The following is an 18,656-nucleotide window of genomic DNA, read 5'->3' as shown; positions in this document are numbered from 1 at the left end:
CTCACCTATAAACTTGAGAATATAAAAAAGCTGGTCTTTGAAGACCAGCTTTTTTTTGTGAATCAGCCGGGCTTTTCCCGGTCCAGCCATAGTTCGCGATATTTGCGATTCCAGTCTATCAAAAAGCGGATGGCGATGACAGCGCCTGTTCCAAGTGCAACCCAAAAAACGACATCACGAAAGTTGAGCAGCCACAAGACCGGCGCAATAAGGATTCCTGCGAAAACGCTTGCGCGTGCAGAGTGACGAACCACCAGTACCAGAAACACCAATAGCCCAAAACAGACCAGAAATGCCAGCGGGTTAACCGCCAAAATACTTCCGCCTGCCGTGGCTAGCCCCATGCCGCCGCGAAAGCCTGCAAAGATCGTCCAGCAGTGACCGATGACTGCGCAAGCTGCCGTCAGTGCAATGAGCCAGGTTTCGCCTGAATAACGGATGGCAAGCCAGGCAGGCAGGAATCCCTTTGTAACATCAAGGATGAAGACCAACACACCCCAACCAAAACCCGCCTGACGGATGGTGTTCGTTGTCGTGGCGTGACCGGAACCAGCATCACGCACATCCACATTTTTGACGAAACGAGTAACCCAGATGGAAAAAGGCAGGGAACCGAGGAAATAACCAAGGAGGGGAAAGAGAAGATTCATCATATGATTGATTAACCCCGCCTGCCTAAAAAGTGTTCAGTTAATTTTTAGTAGGCATGAGCCAATACGCGGGCACGCGAGGCGAGGCGACGGGCTAGACCGTCAAAGATGAATTTATGGAATGGCCACATGGCATACCAATATAAAAAGCCTGGGACGCCGTGCGGCTCAAAATAAGCAGTAACCGTGAAGAGGGTTTTGTTTTTTTCTTCTTCCAGCGGAGCAGATTCAAATTGCAACCAGGCTTTCCCTGGAACCAGCATCTCGGCGCGCAGGCGCATAAGGTGGTCTTTCTCAACCGCTTCAACCCGCCAAAAATCGAGCGCTTCCCCGGTATGGATCTCATCCGGGTGACGGCGTCCACGCCGCAAGCCGACACCGCCAATGGCTTTATCCATCCAGCCGCGGATCGCCCACGACCAGTCCATATACATCCAGCCGCGTTCACCGCCAATGCCGGTATAAGATCGAAAAACGGTTTCGGCAGAAAGATCGAGTACGATTTTACGGCGTTCGATGAACATTCCCTCTTCCACCGTGAACGTATATGGTTTCACGTCGCCGGCTTCGGTCACCAGGGCATCAGCCCAGCTGGTTTCCACGTTATCGCGTTGGATGCGCCCAAGCGCAAGATGAACCGCGGTCTGATAATCGATGGGCTGGATATGGGGGAATACTTTCTTTGCCGTTTCATCGCGAACGATAAGATTGGCGCGCAACCCTTCAATGAGCGGCGCCACCACCCGCCAATGGATCGGCGTGACCATGTGAACCCAGTACGCGGAAAGTCTTGGGGCGTAGAACGGTGTGCGGATCAGCCAACGGCGGAGATTCCGCTCTTTGGCATACCCCAACAGCATGTCTGCGTAGGTGAGGCGCGAAGGTCCCCCTATCTCAATAACCCTGCCGGTCGCTTCCGGCGTTTTGAGTGCATCTACCAGATAGGAAAGTGTATCCCGAATGGCAATGGGCTGGGCTTGCGAGAAGAACCAGGCGGGGCAGGTAAGCACCGGCTCACGCTCGGTGAGATAACGGATCATTTCAAAGAGAGCCGAGCCAGAACCAATGATCATACCTGCACGAATCTCAGTGACAGGTGTTTTGCCATGCCGCAACACAAAGCCGGTTTCATGTCGCGAGCGCAAGTAGGGCGAGAGGTTTGCCGTGGGATCCACAAGCTCACCAAGATAAATGATCTGCTCAATGCCTTCAATTTCAGCGGCATGGGAGAAATTCCGTGCGGCTTGCATATCCCGTTCGGCACTGTTCCTGCCGCCCTGTTTGCCATGCATCAGGTAATATGCGACAGCAACATCTTTCATTGCGATAGCAAGCTCATCAGGGTTGAGAGCATCGCCCGCCGCAACCTCAACTTTTTTCAACCATGCCCGCCCCTGCAACCGGGACGGGTCACGCACCAGGCAACGCACGCGATAGCCTGCCTCGAGCAGTTTGGGGACAAGTCTGCCGCCAACGTAACCAGTAGCACCAGTAACAAGGATCAGTTTGGTTTGAGTCATGATCAAGGATTATAACGGCAGGGTCGGGCAGGAGTAATATTTTTTTAGGAAAATTTCAGACCCGCTTTGCTGTAAAGAGACTGGAAAGTATTCTCCACAAGTTATTCGCTATAATTTTTTTACCGGATCATCGCGCAAAGGAGCAGAATGTATGAACCGAAGAATCTCCGACATCATTCCCGGACTGGCAATTTTCCTACTGATCGCAGTTGTTATTGGCTTTAGCGTATCCATGGGGGCATTTCCTGGAGGGGTGGAAGAATGGTTAAGCGGAAGTGCCAACCCAAGGCAGGCATTGATCACGTTCAGCGCCGCCCTCAGCAGCCTGACACTGATGCTCGTGCGCAGCGGGGTGGAGATCAGCCCGCTTAACTTTGCCAAAGGCGAAAACCTTAGAAGATACATCACCGGGCTGCCATTTTGGTTCCTGATCTTTTGCTTTGCCATCTCCCTTTTGGGGTTTTGGAATTTTTCACCCAGTTGCAAGGCTCCCGAAGCCGTGACGTTCAAAATTGTGGGCACAGACCAATCCTACCAGCCTCTCGATCTACTGGAGGTTTCCCCAAACCAACCCATGACCATCATGGCAGTCTCTCCGGATGAAGCGGCGCAACTTTCCTGTATATCCTGGGAATTCGTTGGTCCGGCATTCCCCACCCTTGGAGAAAAGAACGGCTGCCAGGTAAACATCACCTTCGGCGACCAGTCGGGTCCCAGCTTTATTTCCCTGCTTGCCACCCAAAACTTTTGTAACAATGCCACCCTATTTTCCCTTGAAGTTCAGGTCAAATAGAATGAACACCGCCCTTACCATTCGTATTCCACTTCTCGTCGTCATCGCAACCCTGCCGCTGGTCGCCTGCGGCGGGAACGCAAGTCATCAATCCCTAAAGATCATGCCGCAAGACTGCTCGCTCCTTGTTTCAGAAGTCATCGGCTTGACGCTCAATGGGGAGATCGACCCCAACTCACAAGTTACCTGGGAAGCCTCTCTTGGCACAGTCGTAAGCATCTCACAAGGAATCGGCGCCAACTATACGGCACCCTCTGTGGCAGGTGAAGCGCTTATAAAAGCCACCGTTACTTCAGGTGTGGGTTCAAATTCAAACATCCTGACAACTACTTGCAAGGTTATAGACCCCAGCGCCACACTACCATCTTCGGCTTCTAATCAACCAGAGTCAGTGCTTCCTCCCCAGCCCGAGGCTCAAAAGGGGAAGCCCACAATAATCATCAGTGAGGTAATGGGCAACGCCTGCGGCGGTATCGACCAACGCAAATACAACCAATACCTGGAACTCTATAACTACGGCGACCAGCCCGTGGATGTCGGCGGCTTCCATCTCTACGATGAAGGGAATTCCGGCACACCAGATGAGATCACAGCCTGGAATAGGCGCTCTGGTCTTATGCCAGATGGACCGTTCATTCTGGATACCACTGTCATTCCGGCAAAAGGCGTTGCCGTCGTATTGTCGCCGCAATATTACGAAAACCCAATGGGCGCGCCTTATACTCTGCCAGCCGGTACGATCGTCCTTACTGTGGCAGAGAGCGCCACACTGGGCGATGACTATTTCGGCATCATCACCGACCAAAATGGATACGACACTGTAACCCTATACACTGGCAGCGGATCCATCATCAACACCGTGGTGGATACATACGGTACACCCTCTGTTCTAACCAGCTATCCATTTGACATTGACGACAATCACAAAGACAACGTCCCCAGATATCTCAGCGAATGTACCTCCATCGAGCGCATCAACCCGCTCATGCCAGATTCAGAGTCAAACTGGACACCCGTGAAGAACGGTTCTCCCGGAGAAGTACCCTTCCACTAAAGCGACTTCGCACGCATGCCGGGATTCACCAGCTTCCGGTACAATCCGCTTCCAGATATGGACTGGAAACTGATTCCCGAACCCGAACTTTCAGCCGCTCTCGAAGCGGATATCCAACGCATGTTGGTTGCAGCCTTCCCCAACTACGTGGATTTCTTCAACGCGAATTCCTATTGGGGCTCCAAGCCCGAATACCGCCTGATCGCCATGCAAGCCGGGCAACCCGTGGCACACTTGGAGTTTGGTTTTCGCCGCATCACGATTGAAGACTCTGCCTTTGAAATTGCAGGGATCGGCGCGGTGGCGATCCACCCCAAACATCAGGGCAGGAAGCTCGGCAAAACCATGTTTAGTCATTTACGCGACCACCTGCAACAACACACCCATGTAGATTTCGGCTTTATCGGCTGTCACGATGAAGTCGCCGGGTTTTATGCCGCATCCGGTTTCACCCGTGTACAACAAAGTGTTTACAGCCTCAACCCCGACTCCCAAGCCTGGGAAACTTTTCATGGTCCGACTCTCATCATGCCGATCCACAGTTCATTGGAACAATGGAACTCTCATGGGGTGATCCATCTTCACGGCATGCCATGGTGACGGCAAACTAATGTAGAATCCACGTCATGCCTTTGCTGTGGATCTCGCTTGCCTTCCTCACAGGAATCATCCTCGCCGCTGCCGTCACATTTCCAGCCTGGGCATGGGCACTCACAGCTCTGATTTTCTACTTTATCCGCACCCCACGGTTTAAGACCCGATACTCTTTTCTCGTCAAATATCCCATCATCCCCCTGCTCCCCATCTTCTTATTTCTTGGCGCAGCTTACTACCAGGTCCGTCAACCAACTATAGACGCATTCCACATCGCCTTCTATAACGACCGTAATTATGATTTACTAATTACCGGATATTTGACCGAACCGCCAGATTACCGTGATGCCTACACCAACCTGACGATCAACGTCCAAGCAGTGGATACTGGCGACGGTGACCTGCCAGTCTCCGGGAATATTCTTGTGCGTGTTTTGCCCAACGAAGAATATGAATATGGCGAGCGCATCCGTCTACGCGGCAGTGTGAAAACCCCGCCCGAAAATGAAGAATTTTCCTATCGCGATTATCTCGCCCGTCAGGGCATTCACTCGTATATGACCAGCGCCAAAGTGACTCGCCTGCCCGGTAACGACGGCAATCCGATATACAAGCTCGTTTACAGTTTCAAAGCACAACTCGTCCAGCATACGTACAAGATCTTTCAAGACCCTGAAGCCTCATTACTCTCTGGCATCCTCTTCGGCGTAGACACAGGACTACCCCAAAAATTACAAACTGCCTTCAAGAACACCGGCACGGCACACATCATCGCCATCTCAGGGTTCAACATCGCCATCATTGCGGGATTGTTCTTTTCCTTCTTCAAGTGGGTCCTCAGAAACGAGAGGCTTGGTGCCATCTTCGCCGTGATCTTCGTCTTTCTGTATGCCTTTCTGGTTGGCGGCGACCCGGCTGTGATGCGTGCCGCCATCATGGGCAGCCTTGCGTTATTCGCACGTCAGATCGGCAGACGCAATGCAGGCATGAACACTCTGGCATTTGTTGCCCTGGTCCTGGCACTCATCAACCCGCTCACATTATGGGACATCGGTTTTCAACTCTCGTTCTTCGCTACATTAGGGCTCATCTTATATGCTGAACCGTTCTCGAACATCACCGCCCGCCTCATTGAAAAGATCACTCAACAGGAGAACAGTGCCATCGTCAGCATCATCAACGACAACGTCATTCTGACCCTCGCCGCACAAGTGATGACCATTCCATTAATGGCGTATTATTTCAACCGCATCTCCATCATCTCCTTTTTCGCTAATCCTTTCATCCTGCCGGTGCAACCCGCAGTCATGATCCTTGGCGGATTGGCGGTCTTCGTCAGTCTTATGCTCCAGCCACTCGGTCAACTGCTGGCATGGGTCGCCTGGCCCTTTGCAGGCTACACCATCCGTGTAGTGGAATTTTTTGACCGCATCCCCAATGGAGTGCTCATTCTTGGAGACGTGCCGCTCTGGTTCATTTTTATGACATACACCTCGCTTCTGCTTGTGACCTTTAACTGGTCTGCCATCCAAAACTGGTTCAAGTCTGCTGCCGTGTCGCTTCGAGCCGTCGCCTTAACCCTGTCATTTGCGGTGACATTCATCTGCATGGTGCTATTCTGGAGTGCCTCTGCCAAATCAGGTGATGGGCGCTTCCATGTCACTTTTCTGGATGCCGGTTCCGCGGATGCAGTCCTCATCCAAACACCTGAAGGACGCAATATTCTTGTCAACGGCGGTGCCAGTACCTCTGATCTATCCGACGAACTTGGGCGCAGACTGCCCTTCTTCACCCGCAAATTAGACTGGCTCATCATTGCCTCCACAGAGGAAGATCAACTCGCCGCACTGCCCCGTATCGTAGAACGTTACACACCTAGGAATGTGCTGTGGAGCGGCAACATACAAGCCTCGTTCTCCTCCCGCACACTGGATGAATACTTCGCACAGAATGAGATCCCTGTCAGCCGGACGGAAGCAGGGCAAAGGCTTGAGCTGGGTGATGGTGCATTCATCGAGATGCAGGCTGCAGGTCCGCGGGGAAGCGTGCTGCTCATCCAATATGGCAGTTTCCGCGTCCTGCTCCCTATCGGTGTCAGCGAAGGGACATATGAATCCATCGAGTATGGCAATACTATTGGCAAAGTGGATGTACTTTTGTTAGCCGAGTCGGGATATGCGCCCAGCAACCCGCCGGATATTTTCGAAAATTTAAATCCACAATTGGTGGTATTAAGCGTCGCCGCCGGTGACATGGACGGTCTGCCCCATCAAGAAGTACTCGAATCGCTCGAAGGGTATTCCATGCTGCGAACAGACCGCAACGGCTGGATCGATATCAGTACAGACGGCACTGAAATGCGCGTGAATGTGGAACGCGGGCAAGCCGCGACCAAGGAGTAAGACATGGGCTATCTTTTACTTGAAGGCGGCGCAGAGTTTGGCGGACGAATGTCTGAGCCGGACCTGCGCGCCATTGAACTGGCAGGCGGGGTTGATGCACCGATCTGCCATCATTACCACTGCTGCCGCGCCGGATAACAACCACAAGCGGGCTGGGAAGAATGGCATGAATTGGTTCCAAAGCCTGGGAGCAAAACAGGTTTTTACAGTTGATGTAATCGACTCAAAATCAGCCAATGACTCTACACATGCAAATCAAATTCGCGGATCAAAACTGATCTACATGCTCGGCGGGTTCACGCATTATCTGGGTGAAACGCTCAAAGATAGCCTGTGCTGGTCTGCGGCGTTGGAAGCGTATCAGAACGGCGCGGTCATTGCCGGAAGCAGTGCCGGGGCGATGGTGATGTGTGAACATTACTTCGACCCATCTAAAAAGAAAGTGGTACGCGGATTGAATTTAGTGCCGAATGCGCTCGTCCTGCCGCATCACAATACATTTGGGAAAACTTGGGCAGGCGAGTTAAGGAAAATGCTGCCAGAGGTACTTTTGATCGGCATTGACGAGCGAACGGGTATGATCCATGCTGCAGATGGTAAATGGGAAGTCCACGGCGGCGGCGGGGTGACGCTTTACCGAGGCGAATCAACTGTCAGCTATGGAAGAGGCGAGACGTTCTCGTTTTAGAAATATGCTTGGATCAAACTCCAATTGATGTATAAGTCATAGGCGCCAATTCCCAAAAGCAATAATCCGCTGATGAAGTTGATGATCCGGGCGCGCATGGCAAATTGACGCGTGATCCAACGCTGTGCCGCGCCGGAGATGAACGATAACAGCAAAAGCGGCATGCCGAAGCCCAAGCCAAACCAGAGGAAGACGTTCAACTTACCAAGTGCATCTCCGACTGTGAGCGAGAGTGCAAAAATGCTCACCACTAGTGGACCAGAGCAAGGCAGGGCAATCGGTCCGTACAGCAATCCATAAATAAAGGCATTAGCAAAGGGATGCGAAAGCAAAGGTGCTTGAATTTGTGGAAGTTTTTTAAAGGGGTTGATGTTGAATAAAAGCATCACACCAAAAGCAATGATGATCAGGTCTGCAATGGGAATGACGAATGCCAGCGCCTGCCCAATGGAAATGGACAACAGCGCAATGATCGCGCCAAGTGCAAGCATCATGGTCAATACGCCTGCGAGGACGAAGAAGCCGAGCAAATAACGAGCAGGTTTGTTCGCCAGTTTTTCCTGTCCGCCGCTGAGGTAGGCAAGGAAGCCGGGGTACAACGGCAGCACACAGGGACTGGTCGTGGCAAGCAAGCCGAGAGAAAGGGAGGTTAGGATGGTTTCCATGAAAGTCTTTTGTACACGGACAACACGGATTTCACAGATTGTTCATTTCCGTGTTGTCCGTGAAATCCGTGTACTAATGAGTTCTTTACATGCTTTCGTCGAGGAAAGGCTGGATGAACTTCAACAGATCATCCGCGCTTTTGATGCCGAACGGCAGCGGGTGGACGTTGCCCTTGCGGTCGATCACCAGCATGGGAGTTGAAGGCGGGTTGAGGAACTGGTCACCGTAGAGAGAGGCGAGGTCACGTGAGACATCTGCGGGAGAAACGGCGTATGCCCAATCGAAACCCTGTCCATCAATGAAGCTCAGCAACTTGGATGAATCTTCGTTCGGGTCAATATCCAAACCGATGCTGACGAAATCATCACGTTCGCCGAGCAGGGTGTGGAGTTCCTGCACTTGTCCCTGCTGCTTGAGGCAATTCGGGCACCAAACCGCCATTGTTTCGACCAGAACAACCTTGCCCTTAAAGTCCTGGATGGCAAAGGTCTCATTCGTGCGGACGTTAGTAAGAGGAATGCCAAACCATGCCGGGGCTTCCATCATGGCATCGTCTGCCATGGCTTCCTCGGTCATCATGGCTTCTTCTGTCATCGCGGTGTCGTGCATTGCCTCTTCCGTCATCATGGCTTCTTCAGTCATTGCGGCGTCATGCATTGCCTCTTCCGTCATCGCGGCATCTTCTTCCATCATGCCATCATCTGCGGGTGCGCCGCAAGCGGCAACGAGAAACGCAAGCAACAAAACAAAGCTAACTAAAATATTTTTGGATTTCATGTTCGAATTTATCTCCTTATATTTTCTTGAAGCCTGATAATAGATAAATCATCTTACAAAACCCCTGTCTAATTCTTACGAAAGTATGAACAAAGTCTCAAAGGGCTGATTTTTGCGTGACGGACTTAATAGAATCAAGTATGATTTCAAGCATGGCAGAAATAAAAATTCTTGTTGTAGAAGATGAGCCCAGTCTTTCCGAAGTGGTCAGTCTCTACTTAAAGCGCGCCGGGTATCAGGTGCAGATCGCAGCGGACGGCAGGCTGGCGATGAACATTCTCGAAAAACAAATTCCAGACTTTGTGATCCTCGACCTCATGCTCCCAGAAGTGGATGGACTCTCCATTACTCGTTGGCTGCGAGATCATTCGAATGTGCCCATCATCATGGTCACGTCGCGGCGCGAGGAGATCGACCGCATCTCCGGCTTGGAAATGGGCGCTGATGATTACGTGGTCAAACCGTTCAGTCCGCAAGAGTTGGTGAGTCGGGTTCGGGCGGTGTTACGGCGTACTGGACGGGAACAAGCCGGAGCGGAGTCTGAGCGGGATTTGTCGCTGGGCGAGATTAACATCAGTCCATCCACTCGTATTGTGACAGTGCGCGAATCCCACATCGAGTTAACTGCCAAAGAATTCGATCTGCTTTATCTATTGGCGCGTCATCCAAAACAAGTTTTCACCCGCGATCAATTATTGGAACGTGTCTGGGGCGGCGCGGAATATATAGACCCCGGCACGGTGACGGTTCACATCCGCCGCTTGCGTGAGAAGATCGAAAGCGACCCATCTTCGCCGACCCATTTGCTGACCGTTTGGGGCGTAGGATACAAATTCGAATCATGAGATCATCCAATATTTTTCGGTTCATAGCAGGCATTCTGCTCATCTTCGTCATCTCGCTCATCATCTTTAATTTGATGATGTCGCCGCCGATGTACGAACTCGGCTTGATGGCGCTCTTTCTCGGTATCACTGCTTTCGTTTCGGCGTTTGCCGGGTATCTTGCGTATCGCCTGGGTTGGATGACGTTCTCCCCCACCTTGCGTTGGTCTTTGCTTGGTGTGTATGCGCTTTCAAGTTTGCTTACATTTTTCAACGTATGGTTTTCGGCACAGATGATGTTCGCAAGCCAGCACGATCTGCTGCTTGCGATTGTGTTATTGGTATTTGCTGGCGGTATGGCAATGGCGTTGGGATATTTTCTCTCGTCCACCATCACAGACCGTGTGCATCAATTGCGCGGCGCGGCAGAACAGCTTGCCGAAGGGGATCTGAAAACCCGCGTTCCGGTGCAGGGTCGTGATGAAGTGGCAACACTCGCACAGACCTTCAACAAAATGGCTGAGCAACTCGAAGCCGCCGATGCAAAGCAACGCGAACTTGAAAAGATGCGCGCCGATCTCATCGCCTGGGTCGGGCATGATTTGCAAACTCCGCTCGCTTCCATTCGCGCCATTCTCGAAGCGCTTGCCGATGGCGTGGTGGACGAACCCGAAACGGTGAAGCGTTATCTCAATACGGCACAGCGTGACGTCCGCTCGCTTTCAGCGTTGATCGATGACCTCTTCCAAATGGCGCAGTTGAATGCTGGCGGCTTCAAATTAGATTTTGAAGATTCTTCTCTCGCAGACTTAATCTCCGATACGCTTGAATCTTTCACCGAACTTGCCGCGCGTCAGAACCTGACCCTGAGCGGCAGCGTGGACCCAAACCTCGACCCCGTCCGTATGGATACGCGGCGCATTGGGCGCGTGCTCAACAACCTCATTGGCAATGCCATTCGGCACACCCCCGCTCACGGCGAGGTAAAGGTCACAGCATGGCGAACCAACTCTGGCGTAGAAGTGAGCGTGGAAGATACCGGCGAAGGCATCCGCGCGGATGACCTTCCGCATATCTTCGATGGGTTCTATCGCGGAGAGAAATCCCGCAGCCGTGCTACTGGCGGCGCTGGTCTTGGGCTTGCCATCTCACGCGGCATTGTGCAGGCACATGGCGGCGAGATCAAAGTGGAAAGTGAAACAGGCAACGGCAGCCGGTTTACGTTTTACCTTCCTCATCAAACTCTCAGGCTTGCGTAATCCTTTCGTAAGGAAGTTTTCTTATACTCAGCTCATCCTTTGAGGTAACAATGAGAAAACTTTTGATCGGAGTAACACTCGTATTGACCGCCTGCGCCGCCTCGGCAGAGTCGCAATCGTTGGAGCCTGTCTTGCCCATTGTCAACGCCTCCCTGCCTGACCTCGGACCCGCACCTGAACTGACGAATGATACCTGGCTGAATGTGGATTCTCCGCTGCGCCTCGCCGATCTGCGCGGAAAAGTGGTTGCCATCGAAATGTGGACCTTTGGCTGATTACACTGCCAACAAAGAATGGCACTCAAATTATTCCGGTCAAGGTTTGGTTATCATTGGCAATCATTACCCCGAATTCGCCTTTGAAGAAAGCCTTGATAATCTCAAAGCTGCCGTGCTTGAGAATGAGATCGAATACGCAGTGACGCAGGATAATGACGGTAGAACATGGCGCGCTTATAATAATCGCTACTGGCCCACCCTGTACTTGATTGACAAACAAGGACATATTCGTTATGTTCATATCGGCGAAGGTAGATACAAGGAAACCGAAGCCGCCATCCAAACCTTGCTGGCAGAAACATATCCGTAATTTGAGGAGAGACATGAACAACCCTTATAAATCCGTTCCAGTCCGTTCGTATGAAATTACCCCGAAAGAGACGTATCTTTCACGGCGTGATTTCATCAAAGCCGCCGGTGTGGTTGCAGGTAGTGCCGCACTTGCGGCTTGCGCACCACAAGTCGAAGAGGTGACCTCCACCGCGCCGGTTCACAACTTTCCATCCATGAGTGACGAATTGGGCAACCCTGCCAATACCTTCGAAGAAATAACCTCTTACAATAATTATTACGAATTCAGCACGAACAAAGAAGCTGTTCTGCCATTATCAAAAGGTTTCACCACCTCACCCTGGACCGTGGAAGTGACTGGCATGGTGAACAAGCCCAAGACCTACGGTTTTGAAGACCTGCTCTCCTTATTCACTCAGGAAGAGCGCATATATCGCCTGCGTTGTGTTGAAGCGTGGAGCATGGTCATTCCGTGGAACGGTTTTCCGCTGGCAAGTTTATTGAAAGCCGTTGAGCCAACGTCAGACGCAAAGTATGTGCGCTTTGAAACCGTTTATCGCCCTGAGGAAATGAAAGGGCAGGGCAGTCCATTCTATCCGTGGCCCTATCAGGAAGGTCTGCACATCCGCGAAGCCATGAACGAACTGACCCTGCTTGCAACGGGGATTTACGGCGAAACCATGCTGCCTCAAAACGGCGCGCCGATCCGTTTAGTAGTGCCCTGGAAGTATGGTTTTAAATCCATCAAATCCATCGTCAAGATCGAGCTGACCGACCAGCGTCCAGACACACTCTGGAACACTGTAGCATCGAACGAATATGGCTTCCTTGCCAATGTGAATCCGAATGTAGATCACCCGCGCTGGTCACAAGCATCTGAACGGCGCATTGGCGAACTCTCCCGCCGCGAAACATTAATGTTCAACGGCTACGGCGAACAAGTAGCTGACTTATATGCCGATATGGATCTAAGTTTGAACTATTAATTTCGAAAGCAGCAAGATCTCAAATGACCGCCGACGGCGGACCACGGTCTGCCGTCGGCGGTCATACGGTATGTGATCAACCTTTCTTCAAAAACCATGAAAATCTTCAATCGCTATACCCCTTTACAAATTACCATTCATCTTTATGCCTGGTCGGCATTGTTTTGGATCATTTTTGAATTACTGACCGATTCCTTTTCCATCAACCCCATTCAAGAACTCGAACAGCGTACTGGTCGGCATGCCATTACATTATTAGTTTTATCGCTGCTCTGCACGCCGCTCAACAACATTTTCAAATTTCCTGAGTTACTCAAACGTCGCCGCACCCTGGGCTTATACACCCTGATGTATGCCACGGTTCACGTCCTTATTTTTATCAACCTCGATTACGGTCTCGCATGGAGCTTGATCGCCCGCACCGTATTTGAAAAGCCCTATATCATCGTCGGCACGATCGCATTCCTGCTGCTCATTCCCCTCGGCGTCACTTCCTTCGATGTTTGGAAGGTGCGCCTCGGCAAAAATTGGAAACGCCTGCATCAGGTCGTTTACATCATTGCGCCGCTGGCAGTGCTGCATTACATCTGGAGCAAAAAAGGCGACATCCTCACCCTGTCTGGAGATATCCTTCGCCCGGCGATCTACGCGCTCATCCTGACGGTCTTCCTGCTCATGCGCATTCCTGCCGTGCGGAAATATCTCGCCTCCCTCTCAACCCGCAGCCTGACTCTGCCCTTCAAAAAATCCACTCAGCCGAAAGCGGATCTGCCTTAATACGATCAAGGTGACAGTCACTCATAAGGCGGCTGTCACCTTGTGGTTTTAAAACAACCCACGAAAGAAAAGCAGCAAACCAACAAGCGCCAGGGGAATCCCCACGATCGCACCAATCAGCGTCAGACTGACGATAATACCGACCATGAAAAATACCACCCCAAGCACCATCGCCACAAAACGCCCGGTCATTTCAACGATAACCGCCAGCAGCTTCCAAAGCGCGGCAAAGGGCCACAAATACCAGGGGATAGGATGTTTCTGAGTTGTAGTTGTCATAAGAAGAGCCTCCATTCTTCATATACGTGAATTTCCAAAAAACGATGCTGGATGAAAAATACTTAAGTACCACTGCATAAATCCCAAAGACAGGACTATAATCGCCAAACTATGCCTACAAAAACCACCAAATCAAAGAAATCTGAACCTGCCGTGTTCGAGGTTGAACAGGAAACCCCCGTTGAAGAATCGGAAAACGCGGAAGAGTTCATCACTTTCAAGCGCAGCCATTTTTACTCGGTGCTGGTCGTGCTCGCTTTCGCCGTCGGTCTATTACTGGGATACGTGTTATGGGGACGCGGCACAACAACTGTCACCGTTGCGGCGGAACCGTCGACCCAACCTTCAGGCGAGGTGGCAGAAGTACCGATCACACCTCAGCCACAGTTCACCCGCTACGACATCCCCACCGAAGGCTACCCCAGCCTCGGACCGGATGATGCGCCGATCACCGTCGTAGAATTCAGCGACTTCCAATGCCCATTCTGTCGCCGTTTCCACGAGCAGACCTATCAAGCCCTGCTGGATGCCTACCCCGGACAGATCCGCTTCGTATATCGCAACCTGCCGCTCACATCCATCCACCCCGATGCAATGCCCTCCGCGATCGCATCGCTCTGTGCCAACGACCAGAATGTGTATTGGGACTATCACAGCAAACTTTTTAGTAGCGAAACCCTGACACGCGACACCTTCATCCAATACGCCACAGACTTGAACATCAATGTGGATGAATTCACAGCCTGTCTCGACAGCGGAAAACACGACGAGAATATCGCCAACGACATGAATTTCGCGCTCGACCTCGGCGTACAATCCACCCCCACTTTCTTCGTCAATGGCTTGGCCATCGTTGGTGCCCAGCCGCTCTCCGCCTTCCAGCAGATCATCGACATGGAATTGGCAGGCGAGATCCCGTAAACGGTAAAATGCCAAAATAAAACAAGGAACGGCGGACGATATCGTCCGCCGTTTTTCTTAAAACTCTACGCCTATTTTTATCCGGGTGGTAAGATACATGCAATAAATTTAACCTTCAGAGAGAATGCCATGAAACGTTTTATTGCAATTGCGGGAAACATCGGTGTTGGAAAATCCACACTCGTCAAAATGCTTTGTGATCAAATGAGCTGGGATCCGTTCTATGAGCCGGTCACGGAAAACCCATATTTAGCTGATTTCTACAATAACATGACTGCCTGGTCGTTCCATTCGCAGGTCTTCTTCCTCACGCATCGACTGCGCTCGCACCTCAACCTTGCCTCGCATCCCAATTCGGTGATCCAGGACCGCAGCGTATATGAAGATGCGGAGATCTTCGCCCACAACCTTTACCAACAGGGCAATATGACCGACCGCGATTATCAGACCTATCGCGATCTGTATGAGACCGCCGTGCAGTTCCTGCCTCCGCCCGACCTCGTCATCTACCTGCGCGCCTCGGTGGATACGCTCATGAACCGCATCAGCAATCGTGGACGTGACTATGAACGCACCATCAGCCCTGAATATTTGCAGAACCTGAATGATCTCTACGAAGGGTGGATCGAGAACTTCACTCTCTGCCCTGTGCTTGCCGTCCCTGCCGATGACTTGGACTACGTCGCTCATAACGGACACCTGCGATTGATCGTCTCAAAGATCGAAGCGAAGTTGACCGGCAAAGAAGAAGTCGTTTTCGAACCGGAAGAAGTGGCACGAGCAGCGGAAGACTAAGGGACAAGAGATAAGAAATGAAAAACGAGTTGTGAAGATCGCTTCACAACTCGTTTTTTTTCATTACTCGTCCCTGCTCTTACGCCTTCCCCAACACCATCGCCAACAGAGCCATACGCACATACAAGCCATATTCCATCTGGCGGAAGTACGCAGCTCGGGGGTCATCATCAAAGTCAGTGGAGATCTCGCCCACACGCGGCAATGGATGCATAACCGCCATCTCCTGCTTTGCCGCTTTCATGATCTCGGGGTCGATCACATAGGCGCCCTTCACTGTTTCATAGTCAGCCGGGTCTTCGAAGCGTTCCTTCTGCACGCGGGTCACATACAGGATGTCAGTTTCGGGTAGCACTTTTTCCAACGAAGAGAATTCCGCCTGTGGCACGCCTTTTGCGCCGACTTCTTCCATCACTTCTTTGGGCATCTTCAAAATATCCGGTGAGACGTAGTTCAACTTGATATTGCTGAATTGCGAAAGAAGCCGCGCAAGCGAGTGGACGGTACGCCCATACTTCAAGTCACCAAGCATGGTCACGGTGAGATTATCGAGGCGACCGAGTTCTTCCATGATGGTGAAAGCATCCAGCAAGGCTTGAGTAGGATGTTCCCCCACACCATCACCGGCATTGATGATCGGTTTTTTGGCAGCCTTTGCAGCAATGGCAGCTGAACCGGTCTCGGGATGGCGCAGCACGATCACATCGGCGTAACATTCCAGGGTACGAATGGTATCGGGCAGACTCTCTCCTTTCGACACGGACGAATACTTCACTTCACTAATCGGAATGACAGAGCCACCGAGGCGTTCCATTGCCGCTGTGAACGAAGATGATGTACGTGTGGACGGTTCATAGAAAAGATTAGCAAGGATCTTCCCTTTGAGCAGGTCGAAGGTCCCGACGCGTTCAACCATGCCGCGCATTTCATGCGCCACACCGAAGACGTACTCAAGGTCAGTACGGGTAAATTGTTTGACGGACAAAATGTCCTTGCCGTACCACTCGGCATTCTTATTTTCGCCGAAAGGCAAATGGGGGTTGGTGGAAGTTGTTGGCATTTATTATTCTCCTGGTCTCTTGATTGGAATTTAAAATTTCATATTGTTATTTCGCTTTATTACTCGCTTCCGATTTTCATATCCACAAGCACTTTTTGGATATCAGACAAATACCCTTCGCATGAATTGAGTGGCGACAGGAATTGATTACACACTTCCAAAAAGACACGTTCGCCTTCAGCTTGTTGACCAAGCAAATACATGGCATATAGATAATTGATCAATTCAAATTCACTGATATCCGACCCTTCACGCGCAGACCTTAATGCGGCATCTGCTTCTATTTGTATTAAATCAGGGTATTGATCTGTTACAGCAAAAAATTCCTGTCCGTTATAGGCATATATTTTTTGCGGAGCCAATCCGCGTGTTGCCCCTGCCCCACCAACAGCAAAATGAAAGTCGTAGTCCTGGGTAATGATCTCAAGACGACCATCATTATTTAAATCTGTATATTCGTCCACATAATAAACACCAAGATTAGCGAAAACCCTGTATTCATCAGCGACAGAATCATAATCCAACACCCGAAGATCACTCGAACAATAAGTCCCACAAAAGATGAATTCAAGCACATACTCCGTCTCGCCATCATTATCAATATCACCAATCCATTGTGTAACAACATCACCGGCATTATCGGAAAAATCAAAAGTTTCTGGCAATTTCTGTGTTGTTGCATCTTGATTCCACCATGCCCTACCTGTATCATGTCCTAATGGCACATGGTATACCTTGCCATTCCGCACAATCTCAAAGGTATACATAAGAACGCCATACGGTTCGGATGTAGCTGTGATGGTGACTTCCGGTGAGACAGGGGTATGGCTGATAGCCGTCGCAACTTCATCTATGGGCTCGACAGTGACTGGTGCGCTACATGAAATCGCAATAACAATCACAAGAAAAGACCAGAACAACTTCTTCATTTAATGATCTTCCTCATGCCCATGCCGATGATGTATATCTGGCATGTGGTCATGGTCGTGTTCTTCCTGCGGATGTTCATGCTCATGCGAATGGACTTCCTTCGAATCACTATGTCCGTGCATGCCGTCGTTGTGGTTATGACTATGCTCATGGACAATAGCGGTATGAGCATGCGTGTGAGTATGGTCTTCATTGATCAATAACAATGCGCCGCCAATCATCAATATCGCAGCAATGATGAAAAAGAAGGATGGAAATTCGCCGAACATGAAGATCGAGAGCAGCACACCCGCCAGCGGAGCCGTGCCATACAAGGCACTGGTACGGGCTGCGCCAAGTCCGCGCATGGAACGGATAAAAAGAAAGGTGCTCAAGCCATAACTCAGAAAACCCAGCAGCATTGTGCCAAGAATGGTCGTAAGTGAAGGAAAGGGATTACCAAGCGCCCAAGCCAAAAGGAAGGAGAACGACCCGGCGATGAGTCCCTTCCATGCCACGATGACGAGCGGGTCTTTGCCCGAGATATTGCGCGTGAAGTTATTGTCCACACCCCAGAGCACACAGGCGAGGATGACTCCCAGAGCGCCGAGTGACAACCCCAGCCCGCCCGAAAAATCAGTGGAGAGAAAAATACTTGCGAGCGTAATGCCAAGGATCGCCATCCATGCGCGGCGGCTAATGGCTTCTTTGAAGAACAACAGGGCGATCAGCGTCGTCCCTACGCCTTCGAAGTTAAGCAGCAATGAAGCCGTTGAGGCAGGCGTATTTTGCAAGCTCACCATCAAGATGATGGGCGCCAGAATCCCACCTGAGATGATCGCGCCTGCCAGCCAGGGAATATCCTCACGCGTGATGCCCGCCTCGGTCCCTTTGCGCTGAGTCAGTTTGGTCAACGCAATGCCGGTTCCGCTGCCAAGATATAAGAACGATGCGAGAAAGACCGGCGCGATATCCCCAAGCAATAGTTTTGCAACCGGCGCACTCGCACCAAAGAACACAGCGGCAAGCAGAGCTTGCAGAATATACACAAGGTTTTTTGATTTCATGGGTTTATCACTACCATTAGCTTAAGTTTTGCATCGGTAAAGTTGTGCATGGCTACTCCGTTTGTC

22 protein-coding genes are annotated in these 18,656 nt (G+C 51.1%); 14 read left to right on the top strand and 8 right to left on the bottom strand.

Features of this window, described 5'->3' with window-relative positions:
* Positions 1-62 precede the first annotated feature (62 nt).
* A complete protein-coding gene (locus IPG80_RS08750) occupies positions 63-653 on the bottom strand; it encodes a glycerol-3-phosphate acyltransferase (protein ID WP_345105316.1) in 591 nt (196 codons plus the stop codon).
* A gap of 44 nt (positions 654-697) precedes the next feature.
* Positions 698-2,170, bottom strand: coding sequence for an SDR family oxidoreductase (locus IPG80_RS08745; RefSeq protein WP_345105314.1), 1,473 nt, complete (start codon positions 2,168-2,170; stop codon positions 698-700).
* A gap of 151 nt (positions 2,171-2,321) precedes the next feature.
* Here IPG80_RS08745 and IPG80_RS08740 point away from each other — a divergent pair, with 151 nt between their 5' ends.
* From IPG80_RS08740 to IPG80_RS08715, 6 genes are read left to right on the top strand one after another with little or no spacing between them, the layout of a single operon-like run.
* The gene (locus IPG80_RS08740) at positions 2,322-2,963 is read left to right on the top strand and encodes a hypothetical protein (RefSeq protein WP_345105311.1); all 642 of its coding nucleotides are present in this window, start codon (positions 2,322-2,324) and stop codon (positions 2,961-2,963) included.
* A 1-nt stretch (position 2,964) separates the two neighbouring features.
* Positions 2,965-4,017: a lamin tail domain-containing protein gene (locus IPG80_RS08735; RefSeq protein ID WP_345105308.1), complete on the top strand. Its 1,053-nt coding sequence runs from the start codon at positions 2,965-2,967 to the stop codon at positions 4,015-4,017.
* Between the two features lie 57 nt (positions 4,018-4,074).
* A complete protein-coding gene (locus tag IPG80_RS08730; protein ID WP_345105304.1) occupies positions 4,075-4,617 on the top strand; it encodes a GNAT family N-acetyltransferase in 543 nt (180 codons plus the stop codon).
* 26 nt (positions 4,618-4,643) lie between these two features.
* Positions 4,644-7,013, top strand: a complete 2,370-nt coding sequence (locus IPG80_RS08725; protein WP_345105301.1) for a ComEC/Rec2 family competence protein — start codon at positions 4,644-4,646, stop codon at positions 7,011-7,013.
* A 3-nt stretch (positions 7,014-7,016) separates the two neighbouring features.
* A complete protein-coding gene (locus IPG80_RS08720; protein WP_345105299.1) occupies positions 7,017-7,151 on the top strand; it encodes a hypothetical protein in 135 nt (44 codons plus the stop codon).
* Positions 7,108-7,701 (top strand): Type 1 glutamine amidotransferase-like domain-containing protein, encoded by a 594-nt coding sequence (locus tag IPG80_RS08715; protein WP_345105296.1) that lies wholly within the window; start codon positions 7,108-7,110, stop codon positions 7,699-7,701. The genes IPG80_RS08720 and IPG80_RS08715 overlap by 44 nt, the downstream gene beginning before the upstream one ends.
* On the opposite strand, the gene IPG80_RS08710 is transcribed toward IPG80_RS08715, so the two are convergent.
* On the bottom strand, positions 7,698-8,366 hold the full coding sequence (locus tag IPG80_RS08710) for a cytochrome c biogenesis CcdA family protein (protein ID WP_345105293.1): 669 nt from the start codon (positions 8,364-8,366) through the stop codon (positions 7,698-7,700). The genes IPG80_RS08715 and IPG80_RS08710 overlap by 4 nt on opposite strands.
* 85 nt (positions 8,367-8,451) lie before the next feature.
* The gene (locus IPG80_RS08705; RefSeq protein ID WP_345105290.1) at positions 8,452-9,144 is read right to left on the bottom strand and encodes a TlpA disulfide reductase family protein; all 693 of its coding nucleotides are present in this window, start codon (positions 9,142-9,144) and stop codon (positions 8,452-8,454) included.
* Between the two features lie 152 nt (positions 9,145-9,296).
* On the opposite strand from IPG80_RS08705, the gene IPG80_RS08700 reads away from it, so the two are divergent.
* The 6 genes from IPG80_RS08700 (at position 9,297) to IPG80_RS08675 (ending at position 13,559) form a co-directional block, all read left to right on the top strand.
* Positions 9,297-9,989, top strand: a complete 693-nt coding sequence (locus IPG80_RS08700) for a response regulator transcription factor (protein WP_345105288.1) — start codon at positions 9,297-9,299, stop codon at positions 9,987-9,989.
* On the top strand, positions 9,986-11,227 hold the full coding sequence (locus tag IPG80_RS08695; RefSeq protein ID WP_345105285.1) for a HAMP domain-containing sensor histidine kinase: 1,242 nt from the start codon (positions 9,986-9,988) through the stop codon (positions 11,225-11,227). Before IPG80_RS08700 ends, IPG80_RS08695 begins: the two co-directional genes overlap by 4 nt.
* Before the next feature lie 50 nt (positions 11,228-11,277).
* Positions 11,278-11,502, top strand: coding sequence for a hypothetical protein (locus tag IPG80_RS08690; protein WP_345105282.1), 225 nt, complete (start codon positions 11,278-11,280; stop codon positions 11,500-11,502).
* Complete coding sequence (locus tag IPG80_RS08685; protein ID WP_345105280.1) at positions 11,495-11,815, top strand: hypothetical protein; 321 nt, start codon at positions 11,495-11,497, stop codon at positions 11,813-11,815. The genes IPG80_RS08690 and IPG80_RS08685 overlap by 8 nt, the downstream gene beginning before the upstream one ends.
* Positions 11,816-11,828: 13 nt before the next feature.
* Positions 11,829-12,782: a protein-methionine-sulfoxide reductase catalytic subunit MsrP gene (gene msrP, locus IPG80_RS08680; RefSeq protein WP_345105277.1), complete on the top strand. Its 954-nt coding sequence runs from the start codon at positions 11,829-11,831 to the stop codon at positions 12,780-12,782.
* Between the two features lie 96 nt (positions 12,783-12,878).
* Positions 12,879-13,559, top strand: a complete 681-nt coding sequence (locus tag IPG80_RS08675; protein WP_345105274.1) for a protein-methionine-sulfoxide reductase heme-binding subunit MsrQ — start codon at positions 12,879-12,881, stop codon at positions 13,557-13,559.
* A 48-nt stretch (positions 13,560-13,607) separates the two neighbouring features.
* Here the strand turns inward: IPG80_RS08675 and IPG80_RS08670 are convergent, their stop codons facing one another.
* Positions 13,608-13,838, bottom strand: coding sequence for a hypothetical protein (locus IPG80_RS08670; RefSeq protein WP_345105271.1), 231 nt, complete (start codon positions 13,836-13,838; stop codon positions 13,608-13,610).
* A 111-nt stretch (positions 13,839-13,949) separates the two neighbouring features.
* Between IPG80_RS08670 and IPG80_RS08665 the strand changes: the two genes are divergently transcribed.
* Both IPG80_RS08665 and IPG80_RS08660 read left to right on the top strand, forming a co-directional pair.
* Complete coding sequence (locus IPG80_RS08665; RefSeq protein WP_345105268.1) at positions 13,950-14,759, top strand: DsbA family protein; 810 nt, start codon at positions 13,950-13,952, stop codon at positions 14,757-14,759.
* 129 nt (positions 14,760-14,888) lie between these two features.
* Positions 14,889-15,554 carry a deoxynucleoside kinase gene (locus IPG80_RS08660; protein ID WP_345105266.1) on the top strand — a complete coding sequence of 222 codons (666 nt, stop codon included), beginning with the start codon at positions 14,889-14,891 and terminating at the stop codon, positions 15,552-15,554.
* A gap of 79 nt (positions 15,555-15,633) precedes the next feature.
* Here IPG80_RS08660 and pyrB read toward each other — a convergent pair whose 3' ends face one another.
* The 3 genes from pyrB to IPG80_RS08645 are packed head-to-tail and all read right to left on the bottom strand — an operon-like array spanning position 15,634 to position 18,590.
* Complete coding sequence (gene pyrB, locus IPG80_RS08655; protein ID WP_345105264.1) at positions 15,634-16,614, bottom strand: aspartate carbamoyltransferase; 981 nt, start codon at positions 16,612-16,614, stop codon at positions 15,634-15,636.
* A gap of 59 nt (positions 16,615-16,673) precedes the next feature.
* Positions 16,674-17,543, bottom strand: coding sequence for a hypothetical protein (locus IPG80_RS08650; RefSeq protein ID WP_345105261.1), 870 nt, complete (start codon positions 17,541-17,543; stop codon positions 16,674-16,676).
* Positions 17,544-18,590 carry a DMT family transporter gene (locus IPG80_RS08645; RefSeq protein WP_345105258.1) on the bottom strand — a complete coding sequence of 349 codons (1,047 nt, stop codon included), beginning with the start codon at positions 18,588-18,590 and terminating at the stop codon, positions 17,544-17,546.
* Positions 18,591-18,656: the final 66 nt, after the last annotated feature.

It is taken from the genome of Candidatus Villigracilis vicinus (assembly GCF_016702885.1).
GTDB lineage: Bacteria > Chloroflexota > Anaerolineae > Anaerolineales > Villigracilaceae > Villigracilis > Villigracilis vicinus.
The sequence above is the reverse complement of the archived record's forward strand: the minus strand, read 5'-3'. Positions and strand labels throughout refer to the sequence as shown.